Genomic DNA, 19503 nt, shown 5'->3' with positions numbered 1-19503 from the left:
TAACTTACGAGCAATATATTCAAAAAGCAACGGGGCATCCCGTTGCTTTTTATAGTGAACTAACCTTTATATTTTTGAAAAAATGCTTTGAACGTTTCGGGTTTATTTCCTCCTGAAGTGGCTGATTCAGGAACACCGCCAACAATTCGTTCTACTTCTACACCGTCTTTATAATAGACGAGTGTAGGTGTGGAATCAATTTTATATTTCTGCCAGCCATCTTTGAATTCTTCCAAATTAAACTGTTTCACATCGATGCCGAGTTCTTTCTCGATCGGAACGAGAACAGGCGTAGTCACTTTACAATGTGGGCAAGTGGAGGAATAGTAGTATTGGAAAAAAGACTCTTTGTTTTTCAATCTTTTATCCAGGTCTGTTGGCAAAATAACATTTTGATAGTTCGGATCGTTTAACTGTTTGACGGTTTCGGGATGTAACTTGGAGACGGAAACTCCATAAGGGTTGTAGGCGTAGCCTTTGTCTGATGATTTGGAAGATTGCTGATTAACGAAATATAATCCTCCAAATAAAATAACTACAATGCCTAGATAAATAAGCAGCTTCTTCATTCATGCACCTCTTTTATGATATATACTTCCTACTATCTTCTATAAAAAGTATAGCATATCCTGTCCAAAAATTGAAAAAAATTGGCTGTTTCGTGACAAGTCAGCTATAATACCGATAGGTTATATGGAACAATGCGAACGGAAAGGGAAAGATGAACCATGAACAACAAGCTACCTGCCGCATTTACGGAGAAGATGAGTGATTTACTGGGTGAGGACGAGTTTAACTTATTTATGGATTCTTATGAGGATCCGAGAGTGTTTGGATTAAGGGTGAATACCACTAAGATAAGTCTTGCGGAGTTTATGGAAAAAAGCCCGTTTGCCATAAGTCCTGTGCCTTGGGTGCCAGAGGGATTCTATTATGAAGAGGGCGAAAGACCGGGTAAACATCCTTACTATCACGCTGGCTTGTACTATATTCAAGAGCCTAGCGCAATGGCTCCCGTCGAGTTATTGAATGTTCAGTTAGGTGAAAAGGTACTGGACTTGTGCGCTGCTCCTGGGGGTAAATCGACACAGATTGCGGCTAAGCTCGGTGGCGCAGGCGTACTGGTGGTTAATGACAACCATTCAGATCGGGTGAAGGCTTTGGTTAAAAACTTGGAGTTATTCGGTGTCCGAAATGCGGTTGTTCTGAATGAAAAACCAGAACGGATGCTGCCCGTTTTCCAAGGTTATTTCGATAAAATATTAATTGATGCTCCTTGTTCAGGAGAAGGGATGTTTCGTAAGGAAGAGAGCATGATGTCGCAATGGGAGCGCCATTCGGTTACGGAATGCTCCATTATGCAGCGTGAGCTTTTAGGACAAGCGGCCCAAATGCTGGCTCCAGGCGGCACGATGGTGTATTCCACCTGTACGTTCTCGCCTGAGGAAAATGAAGCGCAAATTGCTGAGTTTTTGGATCAGCATCCTGCGTTTGAAGTCGTTGCAATTAACGGATTCGATACTGGACGACCGGACTGGGTGCGGGCGCCATGGTGCTCAGAAGGTGCTTATTCGGCAAGCGCTCTGGCAGCTGTCGCCGGGACGGCGCGGTTGTGGCCGCATCACTTGAAGGGTGAGGGACATTTCGCGGCATTACTGCGTAGACGCGCTGTAGAGGCAGTGGATGCGGCGAGTGTAGGGAGTGCAGGAAGTGCAGGAAGTGCAGGGAGTGCAGGGAGTGCAGGGAGTGCACTGAATGCCGACGTTGTGTCGGCATTGGTGGAAGGGAAGCGCAGCGTCCGGGAGACACAGCGCCGGGGAGGCGGCCGCGCGAATTCTTCGCGCGCAGCCATGAGTTTGGAGCCGCTGCAGGCGTTCGCGGGCGAGCTGCTTAGCAGCGAGCCCTTTGCCATGGAGCGGCTTGTGTGCTATGGCGAGTACGCATATGCCTCGCCGGCGGGTTTGCCCGAGCTGCACGGACTGAAAGTCGTGCGGCCTGGTTGGTACATCGGCTCGTTGCACCGAGGCCGATTCGAGCCGTCCCATGCGTTAGCCATGGGATTGCGCAAGCACGAAGCGAAGCGAGTGCTGAGCTTGGCTTTAGGCGACGGGCGAGCCCTTCGGTACTTGAAGGGCGAGACGCTCGAGGTCGCGGACGATGAAATTATCCGCGATATGGATGTGACCAAGGTAGCCAAAGGCTACTGCCTGGTCTGCATTGAAGACCATCCCGTAGGCTGGGGCAAGTGGCACGACGGGATGTTGAAAAACGAATATCCGCCAGGCTGGAGGTGGACCTAATCGGTCATGAAACAAACACAAAGGCTCGATAAAATACTCGCCCACATGGGCATCGGCACACGTTCTGAGCTCAAACGCCTCACCAAAGGCGGGGCGATTCTTGTCAACGGTGTGAAAGTTAAGGATAGCGGGATGCAGGTTAATCCTGACACAGATCTGATTACAGTAAACGGCGATCCTGTTGTTTATCGCGAGTTCGTTTATCTTATGATGAATAAACCGCAGGGTGTTGTTTCTGCTACAGAAGATAATCGTGACCGCACAGTTGTAGACCTCTTGGATTCAGCGTACTCACCTTTTGATGTGTTTCCAGTAGGGCGTTTGGATAAGGATACGGAAGGCTTTTTGCTTCTTACGAATGATGGTAAACTGGCGCATAACCTGCTTTCTCCTCGTAAGCATGTACCCAAAACCTACTTTGCCAAAGTGGAGTGGGAGGTTGGGGAAGCAGATCGCGCAGCATTTGCGCAAGGCGTGATTTTGGATGATGGTTATGAGACTCTACCTGGTACTTTAACGATTTTAAGCGTAGGAAGTGAATCGGTTGGTCAGCCTTCCGAAATTGAACTTACCATCATGGAGGGCAAATTTCATCAAGTTAAACGCATGTTTCAAGCGGTAGGTAAGACAGTCGTTTATTTGAAGCGCATCTCTATGGGGCCGTTAACATTGGATGAAAGCCTTGCACTCGGTGATTCGAGAGAATTAAGAGAAGATGAACTGATCGCTTTACGCAATGCGCATGAGGTTTAAGAGAATATTACAACTAGGGATTGATCAATCTCCTAGATTGTGGTATTTTAATTGGAGAAGAAAAATGTGTGCGTGCGGAAGAACCGCCCATGCTGTCGTTAAGCTTGATGCGACTGCGGGGTGGTTTTTTGTTGTTGTTTTGTTTGTGTTCATAGGTTGATAAAAAGGTAGACATTTACAGAAATGTTATGCCATACTACCGATTAGGAGGAAGTCACATTTTGAATAAGAAAGAGGAGTGGATATGGATATGAAAAAGAGTTTGAACATGATATTGGTCATGATCTTTGCATGGGTCACTCACGCATCGCTGGTAAGTCTGCCAAAGGTCTTGAGCGCTGAAAGTAGCGGATCTCCAGTGAGTTCAACGAAAACCTCAACCTTTGAAGACTTAAATAACCACTGGGCAAAAAGCTCAGTTGAAAACTCTTTTCTTAAAGGATTTGTTGATGGGTACGAGGACGGAACATTCAAGCCTGAAAGCAACGTCACTCGTGCAGAGTTTATCAAGATGGTTACTATTGCCTTAGCTTTGAAACCGACAGGAACATCGACCAGTTCAGAATGGTACAAGCCGTACTTGGCGGTAGCGATCGAAAAGGGCATCGTAAAAGATAACGATTTTCCCGCGACGGATCTTAACAAACCCATTTCAAGGCTAGAAATGTCTAAAGTATCAGTACGAGCGACGGATACTGCTTTACAAGATAAAAAAGTAAATATCGACGATGCTTCGGTGATGTACAACGCTACACAAAAAGGATTAATTCAAGGACTGGCCGGTGGTGACCTAGCCCCCAAAAGTTCAACAACTCGTGCACAGTCTGTGACGATTATTGACCGAATCTTGCGTGTCAATAATGGCGAAAAGCTGGAGGTGGATAAATATGCAGTATCTGCGGCAGAGTTGGTGCTGAAGAAGACGAATATTTTTAGCGTTATGCCAGAGATATTTGGTGGAAAGCAGCTTGAAGGACAATTTTCTAGAATGTGGAATCCTGCGAATTTAGTAATGGAAACTTCAGATGGGATATTTAAGGGGACCGTTGACCGTATAATCGCGATTGATATGGCAGATTTGAATGATCCTAATCGGGGATTGTTAGGGGATGTAGATAAGTTGACGTGGAGAACAGGTGGGAGAAAGGTTATTCCATTGGTTAAGGATTTTCCTGATAGTTATATTATCTTGATTGAAAAGCATGTTGATTATAATAAGGATGAGAATCTTTATGCATCGGAAGGGGGGGTACAAATAGACTTGAATGGGTTTCTTGAAGTCAATAAAGAGAAAAGATTAAACGGAACACTAAATATCCCTGCGACTGTTGGTAATTTACCTTTAGGATATATGGGGTTTATTATTCCAAAAAAAGGATTTAAAACAGGAGGTTCTGTAGGTTTAGAAATCTCAGCCTCAGGTAGGCCACCACAACCGAACTATATTAGAAATGTACTAACAGTAATTTTACCAACACAATTTGATTAGAAAGATGACCAAATAGGGCGGTTATAAATGATGCATAGAAACAGAAAAATAAAAAAAAAGAAAATGCTAACTATAGTCTTAATATTGATGATAGCAGTGGAGTTAACTTCATCTCTAGATTTTGGTTACTTTGTTAGAGCAGCAGCTTTTTCTTCTAAGACTGTTGAAGTGGATATTAATTATGAAACGGATATGATTGATCAGGTTCAGGAACCGTATTTTTTCTCTAAAACGTCTACAGCATATGGTGTAGTTGATATCACGAGTAACAAAATTCCATTGGGAAAGGTAATTAAAAAGATAGAACAACAGATGCTTGATGGCTCCTATATGGATGTAACCCCTTCAGCAGCAATAAATCAGCCGTCATACGCTGGGCGCTTAGAAGAACTAAGAGGTGTATCAGAAGCCATTAGTTCAATTGGAAATACTTCTGCACTTGGTTATTATGCTTGGTATAGATATGTGCCTGGTGGATCAGCAGGGGTAAACTGGTATGCAGATCTAATTGGTGACGATGGAATTAGTCATAATGTTAACTGTGGTCCGTCCAAAGGGAAACCTGACAGTAATCATAAATATACGAATCCTTCTGATACAGACGATATTTCAGGAACAATTATGCCTCACTTTCCAGACTGTAGGTCCAGTGATTTTAATACTACATTAGGGAATTCTTTAAGTTTAACTGCGGATATTAATGCAGACTACACCACAATCGATGGTATTATAGTAAATCCAGTAGCAGCATTGCCATTTACTTCGTCGCATGCTGATATAATGAGAGATAAGATAATATATGGTCCTTCTAATTTGGGATCAGGTAAATCTGATGAAAGCACGATTACTATTGTAGAAGATCCAAAGCCAATAGGTTCCGATGCAAGTAAATTCAAAGTTCTTTTCAATCAGGATTTTAACTTTCAGGATGACTACAACACAACCACAGATAAAGGCTTCACCTCCTCCAAAGAACTAGGTTCCCCTCCAAATGGAGCGAAAATTCTAGTCTACTATTTCGCTTTTAAAGTAAATGTGTTTTCCAAAACTCATCGCTACTCCACCAAAGCCCGAGTAACCTATGATGATATGCCAACCGATGCCAATCTTGGAGGTATCAATTTTACTCCGGGTTGTGTACAAAAAGATGTCTCCAAATCCTTTGACTTTTCCTTCACGAACAGCGGCTCGAATCCTATTACTGCAGCTTTTAATGTGAAAATAATGGTCGATGGCACAGAAATAAAGACAATTCCCTACAACGTTTTGGCTGGAGGTGCTACAGCGACAGGAAGCTTTACGAAAACGTTCAGCTCGGAACAATCTCTTAGTATCATCCTCGATTCGATGCCCGGTGAGAAGAATACGTCGGACAACGCAAGGGTATTCCCTATTTCTCCCCAGACCACCTGTACGATAGATAACGGTCCTGAAGTTATCACTGGGGACTTCCATCTCGAAAAAACTAAAATGATGTTCGGACAATCAAATTCGGTGTTACCCGACAATGTAAGCGTGAGTGGAGGAGCGGGCTGTAAAATGACCCAGTTTGGCTACGTTTTCTCACAAGGTAGCTTGATTGACGACACGGTAGGAATAACAAGTGTACCTTCAACTCAAGGGTTCACAGGTCCCCCCTATCCAAGAGGGATGGGAGAAGGATTTGTTGATGTAACGATGAAAATTGTTACTAGCTGCGGAACGACGAAGGTGGTTGGACCAAAATCCTTTGAAATTACAGTTGCTTCCGGAAATCATGCGCCGATTTTTCAACCAGGCTGGTTTAATGGAAATAATGTTAATCGTTATCCATCTATAGATGAGGCTGTTTTAGGTGATTACATCGATTTAGGGATTATTCAGGATCGATTTGCGAAGCCAGAAACACCTTATGATCCAGAAGGCGATGGAATCGTGTACAGCTGGGATTTCAAAGGCAGCTCGGATCCCTTTATCCGAAAATTAGATACGGATTTTGGTTTCTGGGAGCATGACGAGCATTTTAAGAGGATCAAAGCAGATGTGCTTGGCATTCATACAGCTTACGTCACGGGTATGGATACTAGAGGCGCAAAAACTGAAAGAAAGCCAGCGACGATTACAATCGTTGAGCCCAATCCGGTTGCAGTTTGTACGGCTCCAGCGGAGGTTAAAGCAAACCATCCTCTTGCCGTTGATGCCATACACAGCGGCAAAAGTCGCAGTCCTGTCAACGGAAGAACCATTGATCACTCGAAGGATATTTGGATCAATAAGCTCAATGCATACCCTAATGCTAGCAGCGGCGATGTGACTGTGAATGTGACGTTAAGTAAGGTCACGGACAACACGGGGCTAGAGTCACGAAATCCTAGTACTTGCTCCATTATTGTACACCCAGATCTTCCTCCGGTTGCCAAAATCATAGCACCGTCTTTGGGGATACGGGGTGATGAATATGATGTTCTTAACGATTCCTCAAGTGTCGATGGAGATCCCATTACCGTTGTAGAGTACAAAATGAAATATGATGCTAACAACAACGGTTTTGATGATGATTCTTGGGTATCTATTTCGGGAACGAATCCAAAATATATATTTAAGCCTGATAAAGTCGGTAAATATCAATTTTATTTGAAAGTCATTGAACAATATGGCGCTTCGGCAGAGGCCGTTTCAACGACAATGAACGTTATTAACCAAGCGCCGAAAGTTAGTTTCGATCTTATAGGTAACAGTCCGAATCCAGATCCTAAGCCGAGTACGCTATATACAGCAGGAGATATTCTTAAATTCTGGTCTTTATTTCACACAAATACGACACAACAACTAAAAAATCGCTCATATATGTGGCACAATATGCAGGGCTCCTTATTAGCAGGCTTAGGCAAAGGGGCAGATGAGCAAACTTGGGGAGTTAATACCGTCAGATCAATGGGGACATTTGTCAGTGCTCAAGCATATACGACAACATTAAATGATATGGGATATGGGAAAAATGGGTTGTCCCCCTATAAACCAATGATTTCTCCAACAGCTGGTTATTCGCAGCCTTTGTTCTTTCCCACAGAAAATGGAGATCCGGGTGGAGCGGTGCCAGGTGGGACCTTATTGCAATCGGATAAAATCCATATTTACTTCAGTGATGGTAATTATGTTGATAAATTTTCAAGGTTTTATGCACTGAACAAATCTAAAATTGGAAGGTATACGAACAAAATCGTATGGACGCCTAATCCATGGGGTGGGCCAGCAACGGGCCTCCTCACGCACCATTGGCTTGATGGGAACCCCTATGATTATGTAATAAAAACACCAAGCTATAACGATCCTGTAATAAAAAAAGAGGTCGTCGTTCCTTTCTATCCGCAAGGTACTTCGTTTCCCGTAGAAGGCACAAAAACTGTGAGTGAGATTCCTCCAAGTCAATCATCTTACTATTTTGCAGAGAATAATATTTACCAAGTATTTTCAAAGGAAACTCCTCGTTTTGTTTATTACGACAATGATAGCGACCATGGTGGGATCAAAAATGCGTACAATAGTTTAACGATGGCGTGCTCTTATAGGGCGCTTGATGGAAGTTTAATTCGATGCTTTGACGTGGCGCCTAAGGCTACCCAATTCATTATCAAGGGCCCAAATCTCGTCGTGTTGAATGATAAAAGCTTGGGCTATAGCGGCCAAACAGGTATAGACACAATCGTTTACGATGTGAATGGGAACCTCATTGATAGTAATGAATTTCAAACAAACAGCGCTGCCTTTCCGGTTACTTATGAAATGAAGTCTTATTATCGCCCGACGAATTCGTACTATAGCTATGTACCGGCAAGATATGATACGGCAAGCTGCTCTTATAGAAATTATTATAACACTCAAACTTATAAAGGATTGGATAACGATTATTATGTTTATCAAATAAGAGAGTGCACGGCATCAAATGGAACACCTCTTCAATCGAATCATATTACTTCTGTAAATTATCCGCAGCTAGAGGTTGGCATTTACGTAGCCAAGTTTGATAAAGATAACAAGCTAGTTTGGCGAGCTAGAACAGGCGGGAATGCAATGTCTTACTCGTCTTCTATGAATAGCGATTATCAGGATAATATTCAAACGATGATCGTCAACCCATTCGCCAATCAGATTATTACTAAAACGATGTACAATTTTTCTAACCTTTGGAGCGATGAGACACATACGAATGTATTTAATACGATCGATATGGCCTCAGGAGCAGTTTGGGGTGCAGGGAATGTAAATCCAATTACGCCAAACTTCCATATCAATACGAACGAGAATTATGTATATGGCAGCTGTGCCAATACCATCTATGGGAATTGTTCAGACCTGTCAACAGGTGAAGGAAAAGTTATTACTGGTTCTTATGGCGTAGTTTCAGGAGAGACTAAATTGGTTTCAACCAAAGCCTTTAGCGAATATTTGGGGGATGGGTTACTTGTCTCTGCCTATATGTACAATCAGTGGATCACAGGGAATTCATCACCTCCTTACGGAGGCACATATCTTTATATGGACAAGGGGGATCCGGTAATTTCGGAGCCAAAGATTCCTAGATTTCAATTGGGCCAATATAAATCAAATTATGAGCTAAAGGATACAGAATTTTCTTTTGATTTGAAATCTGAACAAACGAATGTTGATAAGGAGTTATTCGGATTCTCATTTCGTATGCAAGATGGAATGAACCGTTATGCTTTGGAATGGGACGGATCGAATGTATATGTAAGTAAATACCAAGCTGGGATTAGGACGGTTTTGATGAGTTCGGATTTTATAATACTAGATCATAAGAAGTACAGTGTAAAAATTCGAATGATAAATAACGAATTGTTTGTATTTATTAACAATGTGAACTATTTTAAAATGAGCGACATCACGTTCAGCAAAGGGTATTTTGGGCCATTTTCTAATAAATCGTTTGTTACCTATTCGGCAATTGCAAGCAAATCGATAAATGAGACGGACGTGTGGTCGGGAGACTATGTCATTATCGATGAACATACAGGTGAAAATGAGCTTAATTATGACAATATTCATTTTGATGATCCGGAAAATGATCCTATCGCGGGCACTTATGAATGGGGTTATATGCATATGCCAATGTTTCTTAATAATCAGGGTGTTTCGAGCTTGTCAGGAAAAAGCTTTTCATCTGGACAAATGCATTTTGATAAGGTAGGTAAGTATGAGGTTTCGCTGAAAGCAAAGGATGACCCCCATCCAGCAATCAATTACAAATACCCGGACTTGACATTTAATGCGTATAGGGAAAATTCAAATACGTACAAGAAAACGATTATTGCACACCGAAGACCTATTGCTGAGTTTAGTCATATCGTTGATGACGATGGAAATGTGCATTGGTCTCAATCAAGCTATGATCCAGATCGTTACAATCCTGCTACTGGTGAATTTTCACCTGGTTATGAAGTGAACAAAGGGATTTTTCAAGAACGGTATTATTATATAGATCCCGATGGGAAATTAGTGTCTGAACAGCTGAAAACAGCAACAAAGGCTGGAACCTATCTCGTAGGTTTGCAAGTAAAGGATGAATATGGAGCTTGGTCGTATAATACGGAACATACGTTGGAAATAGCCGTGAAGCCAAATCATAAGCCGATGGTTCAATTAATTAGCTATAATGGCACCGAAGATGTTCCAGCCTACGCGGGACAAAATTCGGATCCCCTCTTACAATGGAAGCAGATAGACACGGATCCGGACACGACTTTTACTGCATATGAGGTAGAAGTCTATTATAAGGCACTCTCCGGTAGGGATGTCGGTAAAACCATAAGATATATAACTACTGGTCAGAAGGCTGGCATAAGTAAATTAGAACTGGGTTCTTTTCAGAATGGATCTGGTTATGCTAATCAGGATAAGAAGTTCTATTGGCGAGTACGAGTCAAAGATGAAACAGCGTGGTCGGAATGGTCGGAGTATGGGTGGTTTCAAACAAATCGGCCTCCTGTAGCAATGTTGACATACCCGACAGGTACCCTGGCTAGTCCAACTTTTATGGATAGTTTGACACCAACCATTTCGTGGAATCAAAGCGATCCAGACTCAGATGCGATCTTGTATTTTGAAGTTGAGACGAAAGACGAGAACGGGAACTTGGTTACGTCGGCTTCAACGATAAAATATGCATATTCGAACAACGCTTCAGGAAGTTTTAATGTTACGGAACCATTAACAAACGGAGAGAAATATCAGGTAAGGGTAAGGGTGGAAGATAGTCATCTTACATGGTCAGAGTGGACAAACGTTGGGTGGATGGTTGCCAATCGACCTCCAACTGCAATCATGCGGGTACCTGATGGCACACAGGCGAATCCTACCCATATTCAGACCGTAAGACCGACACTGCAATGGAGTCAAATCGACCAAGATGCAGGTACGGTGTTCACGTATTTTCAAATACAAATCACAAATGAAGCTAATGATACTATCGTTCTCGATACAGGTTCGTATTCACAAAACACGGCTTCAACCCTAGGTTATTGGACAGTTGATCGAGATTTGCCAGCAGGTCAAAAACTGCGAGTAAGGGTCAGAGTTTTCGATGGACATGCTTGGTCAGACTACTCGCCACAAACATGGTTGTATATCAATAGGGCACCTAGTGTTGATTTTGACTGGTCGCCTAAGCCAGTTTGGGAAGGTGATAGGGTTCAAATAAATAATCTATCCATCGACCTGGATGGTGACGATCTAGCTTATGAGTGGAAGGTACAGGATCCAAACTTAATCACTTCTACGTTTACCTCCAAAAACATAGCTTATCCATTTAATCAACCTGGGAACTATCAAGTATCGTTAACGGTTACAGACGGATATCTATCAGCAACCTCGACGAAAAGTATCCCTGCAGCGCCCTTGACCATTCAATCTGACGTGAATTATACGGAAAAATGGCTGGCTTTGCATGAGAAGAACGGGGATCAAACGGTGCTTGCACCCAAGGATTTCTACTCAGGGGAAATTTTTGTAGTTTCGAGCCGAAGCTCTTCGGCTCCTGTAGATGAAGTTACCGCATGGATGGATACGACGGGGCTAGATGGGCACTCTCTTTATGTGACTCAAAAGCTAACGGTATCTTTGGAAAACGGAACTTTTTATAGCGGTGATTTGTTTGACATTAGATTTCAGTCGTATGCAGAGGGGTTACCCCCAGGCTTACAAATGATTCATTTTCGAATTCGTTATCGAAATGGTGTAGTTAAAACAGAGGATATCCCTGTTAACATGATTGGGAATGTGAATAAATCTGTAGGTGTTCATAGGGTTCAATAAAGGGGAGGCAGCTATCTTCGGATAGCTGTCTTTTTGTAAATTGGATGAATGCCTGTGTGTCCTGTGGTACAATAAAACGAAAACATGCGGAAATAAGGAGAACGGACATGAAGTATAAATTAATTGCTTTGGATGTGGATGGCACACTTTTAAATGATCAATACGTGTTGACGGATAAAACTAAGCAGACAATCCAAGAAGTTCATGATGCGGGCTGTCATATTGTGCTTTGCACAGGGAGAGCACCTGCCAGCACATTGCCTATTCTACAGGAACTTGGACTTGAAGGGACTATGATTACTCATAACGGCGCTGCAACGGTTCACGCGGATGAGCAGGGACAAACGTTAGTGAATGAGTTCGCATTCTCTCTGCAAGAGATTCAACCGATGCTAGATTATGTGAGAAAAGATGGCATCCATTTTGATGTGTGTACGCCATTTAATATGTATATTGAGCGAATTGGGGAATACGAAAAACAGATGTACAAGAAGTTTATGATCGATCCCAAGCTAGTGACGGATGTGTCAGAGCTTCAACTTCCGATCGTGAAGTTTACACTTTTTGCTAAACCTGAGGTACTGGATCGCGTAGAGCAAGAATGGGAAGCGCAGAAATTATACGGTAGTTTACGCATGATCCGCAGCGGTGATTTGTTCATCGATGTCATGAACGCAAAGGCAAACAAAGGAAATGCATTGAAAGCATTGGCTACCACTTTGGAAGTAGAGGCTAATGAGGTGATGGCTATTGGAAACTATTATAATGATCTTGAAATGATGGCTTTCGCTGGACTTGGCGTTGCAGTAGCCAATTCTCCAGAGGGTGTGAAACAAGCCGCAGATGCGATTACGGCTTCCAATAATGAAGACGGTGTTCACGAAGCGATTGCCAAGTATTGTTCATAGATGACGAAGAAAATCCTCACTATTTGAGGATTTTTGTCATCCCAGGGGGTTCTTCCTACAAAATACCTATGATAGAATGGAAGAAAGAATCTAAGAGGCGGTGGTGCCACCATGGGGAGAGAGAAGAAGTCCTTGAGTAAGAAAGCGAAGTGGATGGGGATCGTTATGAGCATGGCAATTGCTGCGGTGCCATTGGTGGTTGTGCCTGCCCAACAGGGGTATGCCAACGCAAGCTCAACAGCATCAGTAATGTCAACACCAGAAGTAATTGATCGGCTACATACGATTGTTCTACCTGAGCATGGTATTAAATTAATTGATTTAAATAGCGTTTTCGATCGAAAGTATAAAGAATTTAGAGTAACGTATACTGATTCGATTGATGCGTCTGTTGCTAAATTTAACAATGAGTTCTTGTCTAAAGGTTTACTTTATATAGAAGCCATCTCATCTGGGAAGGCTGCTTTCACAGTAACAGCTATGAAACGAGAAGGAACGGGAACACAAACAGATTCTGTAGATGTTATTGTTGTTCCGGCAGATGGTTATACGCGCTTTGACATTGCGAAAGCAATTGAGCTTATGGGAATAGTTCCAGCTAAGTACCAAACCAAAGAACAAGTAAAAGAATTAATAAGTACGATAAAACCAATCACGGTTAACGTGGATGAATCCTATAATCAAGAGGGGAATATAGCTCCAAAACAAGCTGTATCAAGCCCTCCTATAGAGGCTATTAGAGGCATTGATAAGCGTGATTTCGAAATTCAAGAACGCATTTATGATTATTTTAGAGATCCAAATGAAGATCAATTAGATTTGGTTATTACCTCTACGGATGAAAATTATGTTCATTTAACCAACGAATACAGAGGTAGTTTGTTTGTAGGGCAACATTTAACCTTTATAAAGGCTGGCCAAACCGAAATATCTGTTCTTGTTAAGGATGGCAAAGGCGGCATTACTGCAGGTAAAATACCTATTGATATAAGAAATAATGAGATAAGGATTGCGGAAACCATTAGTTTAGACATGGAGTCTTCTCATACTGTTGATTTGAGAGATTATTTCCCGGAAATGAATGCACCGACATTTGTATTGGATGAGTTTCCTCCTAATTATGAGGGCGAGAAGATAATTGCTGGTAATAACTATACGTTCTATTTACATCCTGGGACTTATAAGATTCGTGCGACCGATTCCCAAAAGACGGAGCATCAAGAGTTCATCGTGAAAGAATCTGATCGATTAAAGGATCGTAATGTGCTTTCAAAGAGTTCATTGAGCCTGGATATAAAAAGCTTTTTCCTTTCCGATGCACCGAACTCAGCTTTTACTTACTCCTACAAACAGCAGGGTTCATCAGTCACTGGGATAACCTATGAAGCTGGGGCTGATGATTACTTATATATTAATACAGACAACGCTCAACAGGGCTATCCAATAAGCACAAGAGTTGCTGTTACCGCCAAAGATATAGCCAATCATCATATATATGTAGATACAATAAAGGTTCAACTTTACGAGAAGAGCCTGTCATCCATTGGGAATAAGCAGATTATGGATGTATCTCGATTATTTGAAGGTATCGATTGGAATGATGTTGTCATCACAACATCGCCGAACATTACTGCAAGTCGTGTTCCTTCTGGTAATAGTTATGTTGTTGAGCTATCCGGAGCAAGCTCTGGGACGTTAGTAATAAGCTATAAGGGAAGCAAAATCGTACATGTAATTCCTTTTGGCAATTAAGAAAGATGCTAAAAAAGAGGCTGCGTTGTGTCATCGATATGATACAACGCAGCTTCTTGTGTTTTAAATAGCTAACGCTACTTGAGCTGGTGAACTTTACAGAAGGAAAGAACGAGTGATGATAACTAAAAGAATGAACAGTACCAGGATAGCGCCGGTGGATGAATAGGCTGCTACAGCAGACATTCGACTACCTCCTTTGTTAAAGTGTGCCGACGACGAAAGTCTATTACGGCCGTTGTATTGTACAGGATATGAACCCATGGTCGAATGTGTATAGACATTTACCCGGTATGCTCATATTTTGGGCGGATATGGGACATTCTACAAAAGAATGAAGGATCTGTAGAGGAGGCGAATCAAGTCGTGGCCGGTATCTTGCTTAGACCAGACCTGAAAACTGCAGGCGGCGAAGTCTGCGATATTATGTGCAATGAGGAATATGTAGGTACATTAACGCTCGTTTACCGGGAGTCAGATCGACTCACAGGCTCGGTTCAATTGGAGCAGCAGTCCCTTGCCGAAGCGGATAAACAGCAGGTGTATGTGTATTTGCAAACGTATATTCAAAATGTCACTGACTCGCTTGGAATTAGGGAGTACGAGGTGTTTGTCACGTATAGCGATTATGATTTTATTATCGCTACAGACCACACTATGGCGGATTCTGCCCAAAGGGAAGCGGACACTCCACAATTACATGATGACGAGGTTGATTATGAATGGGTAAGAGATGAAACCCGATACAATGATATTGATCAGGAACAACAAGATGAGATGACCATGGGCCAAGAACGGAAAGGTAAAATCGGCTTCGAACTGGTCATTGTCGCGGAGAAAAGGAATCAAGTGAGCTACCACATTTACGATAAGGAATCGGAGTTGGTCGGAGAGGCTAATCTTCAGATTTTTGGTTCTGAGATTGTCGGGGATGTTGAATGGAAATTTGACCCTTTTGAGGACGAAATGGACGATGTGTCTGAGTTGATTATCGCTGATTTTGATGAAGATGAAGTGGACACGTTTATTTTCAATATGAACTTTAACGGAGAGACCATTGATACAATCGAATTGACGCACATTGATGTATTAAACAGCGAGGAGACGTTTTGGTCAGATATTGAAGCGCTGAATCCGAATCGAGACGACTATACGATAGTGATGGCTAGAGATGATGGAGATACGCTCACTTATGAAATTTATCAACAATCGTATGGCGGATTGCCAATTGGGACGGCAACAGTTGATGTTAGTCAACGTCAGTTGACGGGCTTTATTGATTTCCGTGAGCCAAGCGATTCCGATGATCGGGAGTTGATTGCAACGCTGCTGCTCGAGGAATTGGATAAGGAAAACGAGTATGACACCTTCAACGTATCCATGCTTTATCGCAATAAGCTAATCGATGAGATTTTGTTTGAAACCGATCAATTGCATTAAAAAAAAGCATGGGCCCCTTCCCCTATTTGTGGGAGAGCTCATGCTTTTTTCTTATTGTCGACTTAAAAAGTGTTAGAAACTGTAATTTGCTCCAACGAGAAACGACCAGATGGTCTTGCTGGCGTTGCAGCCAAACCAACGGTAACCAGCATAACAGGCACGTAGCGAGCAGGTACGTTGAAAGCTTCAACAAACTTGGCAGCGTCGTAACCACCCATTGGGCAAGTATCGTAGCCAAGTGCTTTCGCGGCGATCATCAACTGCATAGCAGCCAGCGAGCCATTGCGAATAGCCTCATCGTGAGCAACTTGCGGGTGTTGATAAGCCCCATCAATTTGAGCGATAAGGTTATCTTTTAATTCTTTCGGCATGAATCCACCTTCAACAGCTGGACCAAACACGAGTTCTGCATTTTTGTTCGCTTCGAGGTCACCGAGAACCGCGATTACAACAGAGCTTTCTACGATTTGTTTTTGTCCGTATGCGATTGGAAGCAGTTTTTCTTTTTGAGCTTGGTCTTCAATAACGAGGAGCTTCCAATGTTGTAAATTCCAAGCGGAAGGTGCTTGGGAAGTGGCAGTCAGGAGCTGCTCCAGAACTTCCTTTGGAATTTTGTGTCCAGTCTGGTATTGTTTCACGGCATGGCGATCTTCCAGAACTTTAAGAACTTCGGATTGTACAGTTTGAGTCATAATAAGATTCCCTCCAGATATAAAATGAATTCTCTTTAGTGTGTTTCAGTAGTTGTAAAGTATTCAGTTTGATGATTGAAAAATGCTTCCAACTCAGCCGCTTCAAGGTAACGGAAAGTAAAAGTAACATTGTCTCGTTCGTAGGTAAACTGTAAAATTTGGATGCGACAATATACTGTAATAATAAATGTTGCAGTTAGGATTGTCAAGCATCTCTTTCCTCTTGTCGGAAAATGTTAGATAATGATAACAGGAAAGGGGTGGTTCTCTTGAATATGACGCAAAAAGAGCTGGCTCATCTTATTTTCTTGTCTGAAGTCGTATTAACTGGCAAGAAAAAGAGCCTGATGGAAGAGACTCTGCAGTGCTTGCTTTATATCGTAAAATCACTGGAGGAAGTGGATCTTCCAGATTCTGTTGTGGACCAAATTGAGCGCCTCACTGGCTTGATCGAAACCGATTTACGGGAAGAAAATGAGCGAATGCAAGAAATACATAGTCATTTGGATTGGGCAAATAGCCGTCGTAAAGCGCTAGAGTAAACCTAACCAGAAATTGTTTTTCAATAAAAATTCTCGCATCCGGCTTGTTTATGAAATAAATTCCCCCAACTATATAGTCATATCGCCCGATAACATTACGTTTATTATACCTCTGCCTAGCATGAAGGCACAGTTATACCCCCTGCAGGTTTCTTTCTCATTCTCTCTAAACGAATTAATAATGAATCGATAAGTTCTTAATCGATCCAACTTTGATCAGAGTCACAAGTTCATAACGAGGCTATTTCTAGGAAATATTATTTATGGGAATTTTAGCTATGGCTTATCCTGCCTCTCTTTCATGGATTGTTAGAAGCATACTTCCCGTGATATAATTTGGAGTACTGTTTTTCATAGATGAGGTGATAGATATGGGGTATGAAATCCCAAGAGATGTGCAAGTTTTGGGGCGAGACATCAACGAGAATCAACTGAAATATCATCACAAGTCTGTCTTGGTTTCCAAAGAATTTACGTTTGATAGTGCGCATCATCTGCACTGTTATGAGGGAAAATGTAAAAATCTGCACGGGCACACCTATAAGCTGCAAGTCATTATGCGCGGCAAGGTGGATAGCCGGGGGATCGCTATAGATTTTGGAGATATTAAACGCATTGCCAAGGATCGGGTCATTGATGTGCTAGATCATAAGTATTTGAATGATGTTCTGCCTCCAATGAACACAACGGCTGAGAATATGGTCGTATGGATGTACGAGCAAATTCATCAAGGATTGCTGCAAGAAAAACTTTATCCCGCTATTCAGCTGGAGGAAATTCGGCTATGGGAAACGCCGACCAGCTATGCGGCCATCACTCGCTCAATGATGGAGGAGGAAGCGTAATGCGCGATATCCGTATTCCTATGGTAGAAATATTCGAGACGGTAGAAGGCGAAGGAACCCGTGCTGGGTTCCCGACGGTTTTCGTCCGTCTTTTTGGTTGCAACCTACGCTGCACGTGGTGCGACACCAAGTACAGCTACCCACCTGCGGAAGCGGAAAATGTCATGACCATTGCTGAGATTCTCAGCAAGGTGAGTACCTTCCGCTCCCGGCATATTTGTCTGACCGGCGGGGAGCCGCTCTTGTATGGCGAGAAGTCGCTCGCCTTAGCGGAGGCATTAGCTGGTCTCGAGCAGGTCGACGACCTGCACATCGAGACGAACGGTGCGATCGATCTGGCGCCGTTCATAACGCGTATCGCTTCACCAAAGGTGCGATACATCATGGATTTCAAGCTGCCTGATTCTGGCGAGACGGAGCAAATGATCATGAGCAATTTCGGCTTGCTGCGCGAACAGGACGAACTGAAGTTCGTCATCGGTAGCGAAGTCGATTTCCGCGCCGCTGTGGAGGTACTGGCGCAGCATCCGACCAAGGCGCTGCCGATGTTTAGCCCGGTCTGGGAAACGATGCCGCCGCGCAAGCTCGTCGAGCTGATGCTTGAAGCCGGGCTGTCGAACGTGAAGCTGAATATGCAGCTTCACAAGATTATTTGGGACCCTGCGCTGCGCGGGGTATAGGAACTAATTGAAGCGAGGTGGCCTTAATATGAGCAACAGCTCTGACACGAATAACAAAAGCAAGAAGGCGGTAGTTATCCTAAGCGGAGGGCTTGATAGCACTACCTGTATGGGACTGGCAAAGGAAGCCGGATACGAATTGTACCCGATCTCTTTTGATTATGGACAACGCCATCGGATTGAGATTGAAAATGCCAAGCAAGTAGCTGAGCATTACGGCGTGAGTCAGCGTCATAAAATCATTAAGCTCGACTTCTTTCGCGATTTTGGCGGAAGTGCTTTAACGGATGACACGATAGAAGTGCCTAATGTGGTCAACGTAGAGCAAGGGGAGGATCCAGAAGCGTCAGAAATTCCGGTCACTTATGTGCCGGGGCGCAATCTGCTCTTCTTGTCCATTGCTACATCTTACGCAGAAGTGACTGGCTCGGAAGCGATCTATATCGGCGTAAATGCCTTAGACTACAGCGGATATCCCGATTGCCGTCCCGAGTTTATCCATAAAGTCGAAGAAGTGATTGCGCTAGCGACAAAAGTAGGCGTGGAGGGCAAGGGAATAACGATTGAAACTCCTTTGATCGATTGGACGAAAGCGAGGATCATCCAAGAGGGGATCCAAATAGGTGTTCCGTATGAACTTACAACCTCTTGCTATAATGGCAAAGCGGAAGCCTGCGGCGAATGCGATAGCTGTCGCCTGCGGTTGAAAGGTTTTGAGGAAGCGGGTTCTAAGGATCCAATTGCCTACTTGGAGCGATAAGTAGGTTATCTGGATCAGAGGAAAGGCGGAATGG

Annotated in this window: 14 protein-coding genes; 11 read left to right on the top strand and 3 right to left on the bottom strand. The window is 43.0% G+C overall.

What is annotated here, in order from left to right; translation table 11 throughout:
* Positions 1–59: 59 nt before the first annotated feature.
* Positions 60–569, bottom strand: a complete 510-nt coding sequence (locus tag GK047_RS22120) for a thioredoxin family protein (protein ID WP_163951808.1) — start codon at positions 567–569, stop codon at positions 60–62.
* A gap of 159 nt (positions 570–728) precedes the next feature.
* Between GK047_RS22120 and GK047_RS22115 the strand changes: the two genes are divergently transcribed.
* From GK047_RS22115 to GK047_RS22090, 6 genes are all read left to right on the top strand, one after another.
* Positions 729–2300, top strand: coding sequence for an RsmF rRNA methyltransferase first C-terminal domain-containing protein (locus GK047_RS22115; protein WP_163951807.1), 1572 nt, complete (start codon positions 729–731; stop codon positions 2298–2300).
* A 6-nt stretch (positions 2301–2306) separates the two neighbouring features.
* Positions 2307–3053 carry a pseudouridine synthase gene (locus GK047_RS22110; protein ID WP_163951805.1) on the top strand — a complete coding sequence of 249 codons (747 nt, stop codon included), beginning with the start codon at positions 2307–2309 and terminating at the stop codon, positions 3051–3053.
* Positions 3054–3297: 244 nt separating this feature from the next.
* Complete coding sequence (locus tag GK047_RS22105; RefSeq protein WP_163951803.1) at positions 3298–4542, top strand: S-layer homology domain-containing protein; 1245 nt, start codon at positions 3298–3300, stop codon at positions 4540–4542.
* Between the two features lie 87 nt (positions 4543–4629).
* On the top strand, positions 4630–11850 hold the full coding sequence (locus GK047_RS22100) for a glycoside hydrolase family 78 protein (protein WP_163951801.1): 7221 nt from the start codon (positions 4630–4632) through the stop codon (positions 11848–11850).
* A 107-nt stretch (positions 11851–11957) separates the two neighbouring features.
* Positions 11958–12758, top strand: a complete 801-nt coding sequence (locus tag GK047_RS22095) for a Cof-type HAD-IIB family hydrolase (RefSeq protein WP_163951799.1) — start codon at positions 11958–11960, stop codon at positions 12756–12758.
* A 132-nt stretch (positions 12759–12890) separates the two neighbouring features.
* A complete protein-coding gene (locus GK047_RS22090; RefSeq protein WP_205516914.1) occupies positions 12891–14510 on the top strand; it encodes a hypothetical protein in 1620 nt (539 codons plus the stop codon).
* Positions 14511–14606: 96 nt separating this feature from the next.
* Here GK047_RS22090 and GK047_RS22085 read toward each other — a convergent pair whose 3' ends face one another.
* Positions 14607–14696, bottom strand: coding sequence for a sporulation protein YjcZ (locus GK047_RS22085; RefSeq protein ID WP_163951796.1), 90 nt, complete (start codon positions 14694–14696; stop codon positions 14607–14609).
* A 180-nt stretch (positions 14697–14876) separates the two neighbouring features.
* Here GK047_RS22085 and GK047_RS22080 point away from each other — a divergent pair, with 180 nt between their 5' ends.
* Positions 14877–15950 carry a hypothetical protein gene (locus tag GK047_RS22080; RefSeq protein ID WP_163951794.1) on the top strand — a complete coding sequence of 358 codons (1074 nt, stop codon included), beginning with the start codon at positions 14877–14879 and terminating at the stop codon, positions 15948–15950.
* 62 nt (positions 15951–16012) lie between these two features.
* Here the strand turns inward: GK047_RS22080 and GK047_RS22075 are convergent, their stop codons facing one another.
* The gene (locus tag GK047_RS22075; RefSeq protein WP_163951792.1) at positions 16013–16642 is read right to left on the bottom strand and encodes a nitroreductase family protein; all 630 of its coding nucleotides are present in this window, start codon (positions 16640–16642) and stop codon (positions 16013–16015) included.
* A gap of 275 nt (positions 16643–16917) precedes the next feature.
* Between GK047_RS22075 and GK047_RS22070 the strand changes: the two genes are divergently transcribed.
* The 4 genes from GK047_RS22070 (at position 16918) to queC (ending at position 19469) form a co-directional block, all read left to right on the top strand.
* Positions 16918–17184, top strand: a complete 267-nt coding sequence (locus GK047_RS22070) for a hypothetical protein (protein ID WP_240344109.1) — start codon at positions 16918–16920, stop codon at positions 17182–17184.
* 371 nt (positions 17185–17555) lie between these two features.
* Positions 17556–18029 carry a 6-carboxytetrahydropterin synthase QueD gene (gene queD / locus GK047_RS22065; protein WP_163951788.1) on the top strand — a complete coding sequence of 158 codons (474 nt, stop codon included), beginning with the start codon at positions 17556–17558 and terminating at the stop codon, positions 18027–18029.
* Entirely contained in the window at positions 18029–18709 is a 681-nt protein-coding gene (locus GK047_RS22060; protein WP_163951786.1) for a 7-carboxy-7-deazaguanine synthase QueE, read from the top strand. The genes queD and GK047_RS22060 overlap by 1 nt, the downstream gene beginning before the upstream one ends.
* Before the next feature lie 28 nt (positions 18710–18737).
* Positions 18738–19469, top strand: coding sequence for a 7-cyano-7-deazaguanine synthase QueC (gene queC, locus GK047_RS22055; protein ID WP_163951784.1), 732 nt, complete (start codon positions 18738–18740; stop codon positions 19467–19469).
* The last annotated feature ends 34 nt before the right edge of the window (positions 19470–19503 follow it).

This window comes from Paenibacillus sp. SYP-B3998, from assembly GCF_010820665.1.
In the GTDB taxonomy this organism is placed as follows: domain Bacteria; phylum Bacillota; class Bacilli; order Paenibacillales; family NBRC-103111; genus Paenibacillus_E.
This window is presented reverse-complemented; position numbering and strand designations above follow the sequence as displayed.

What these genes read in the sequence shown, in the direction of transcription:
- queC (WP_163951784.1), top strand. Translation starts at nt 18,738, where the DNA reads ATGAGCAACAGCTCTGACACGAATAACAAAAGCAAGAAGGCGGTAGTT.
- queD (WP_163951788.1), top strand. Translation starts at nt 17,556, where the DNA reads ATGGGGTATGAAATCCCAAGAGATGTGCAAGTTTTGGGGCGAGACATC.
- GK047_RS22115 (WP_163951807.1), top strand. Translation starts at nt 729, where the DNA reads ATGAACAACAAGCTACCTGCCGCATTTACGGAGAAGATGAGTGATTTA.
- GK047_RS22110 (WP_163951805.1), top strand. Translation starts at nt 2,307, where the DNA reads ATGAAACAAACACAAAGGCTCGATAAAATACTCGCCCACATGGGCATC.
- GK047_RS22070 (WP_240344109.1), top strand. Translation starts at nt 16,918, where the DNA reads ATGACGCAAAAAGAGCTGGCTCATCTTATTTTCTTGTCTGAAGTCGTA.
- GK047_RS22105 (WP_163951803.1), top strand. Translation starts at nt 3,298, where the DNA reads ATGGATATGAAAAAGAGTTTGAACATGATATTGGTCATGATCTTTGCA.
- GK047_RS22095 (WP_163951799.1), top strand. Translation starts at nt 11,958, where the DNA reads ATGAAGTATAAATTAATTGCTTTGGATGTGGATGGCACACTTTTAAAT.
- GK047_RS22060 (WP_163951786.1), top strand. Translation starts at nt 18,029, where the DNA reads ATGCGCGATATCCGTATTCCTATGGTAGAAATATTCGAGACGGTAGAA.
- GK047_RS22075 (WP_163951792.1), bottom strand. Translation starts at nt 16,642, where the DNA reads ATGACTCAAACTGTACAATCCGAAGTTCTTAAAGTTCTGGAAGATCGC.
- GK047_RS22120 (WP_163951808.1), bottom strand. Translation starts at nt 569, where the DNA reads ATGAAGAAGCTGCTTATTTATCTAGGCATTGTAGTTATTTTATTTGGA.
- GK047_RS22100 (WP_163951801.1), top strand. Translation starts at nt 4,630, where the DNA reads ATGATAGCAGTGGAGTTAACTTCATCTCTAGATTTTGGTTACTTTGTT.
- GK047_RS22085 (WP_163951796.1), bottom strand. Translation starts at nt 14,696, where the DNA reads ATGTCTGCTGTAGCAGCCTATTCATCCACCGGCGCTATCCTGGTACTG.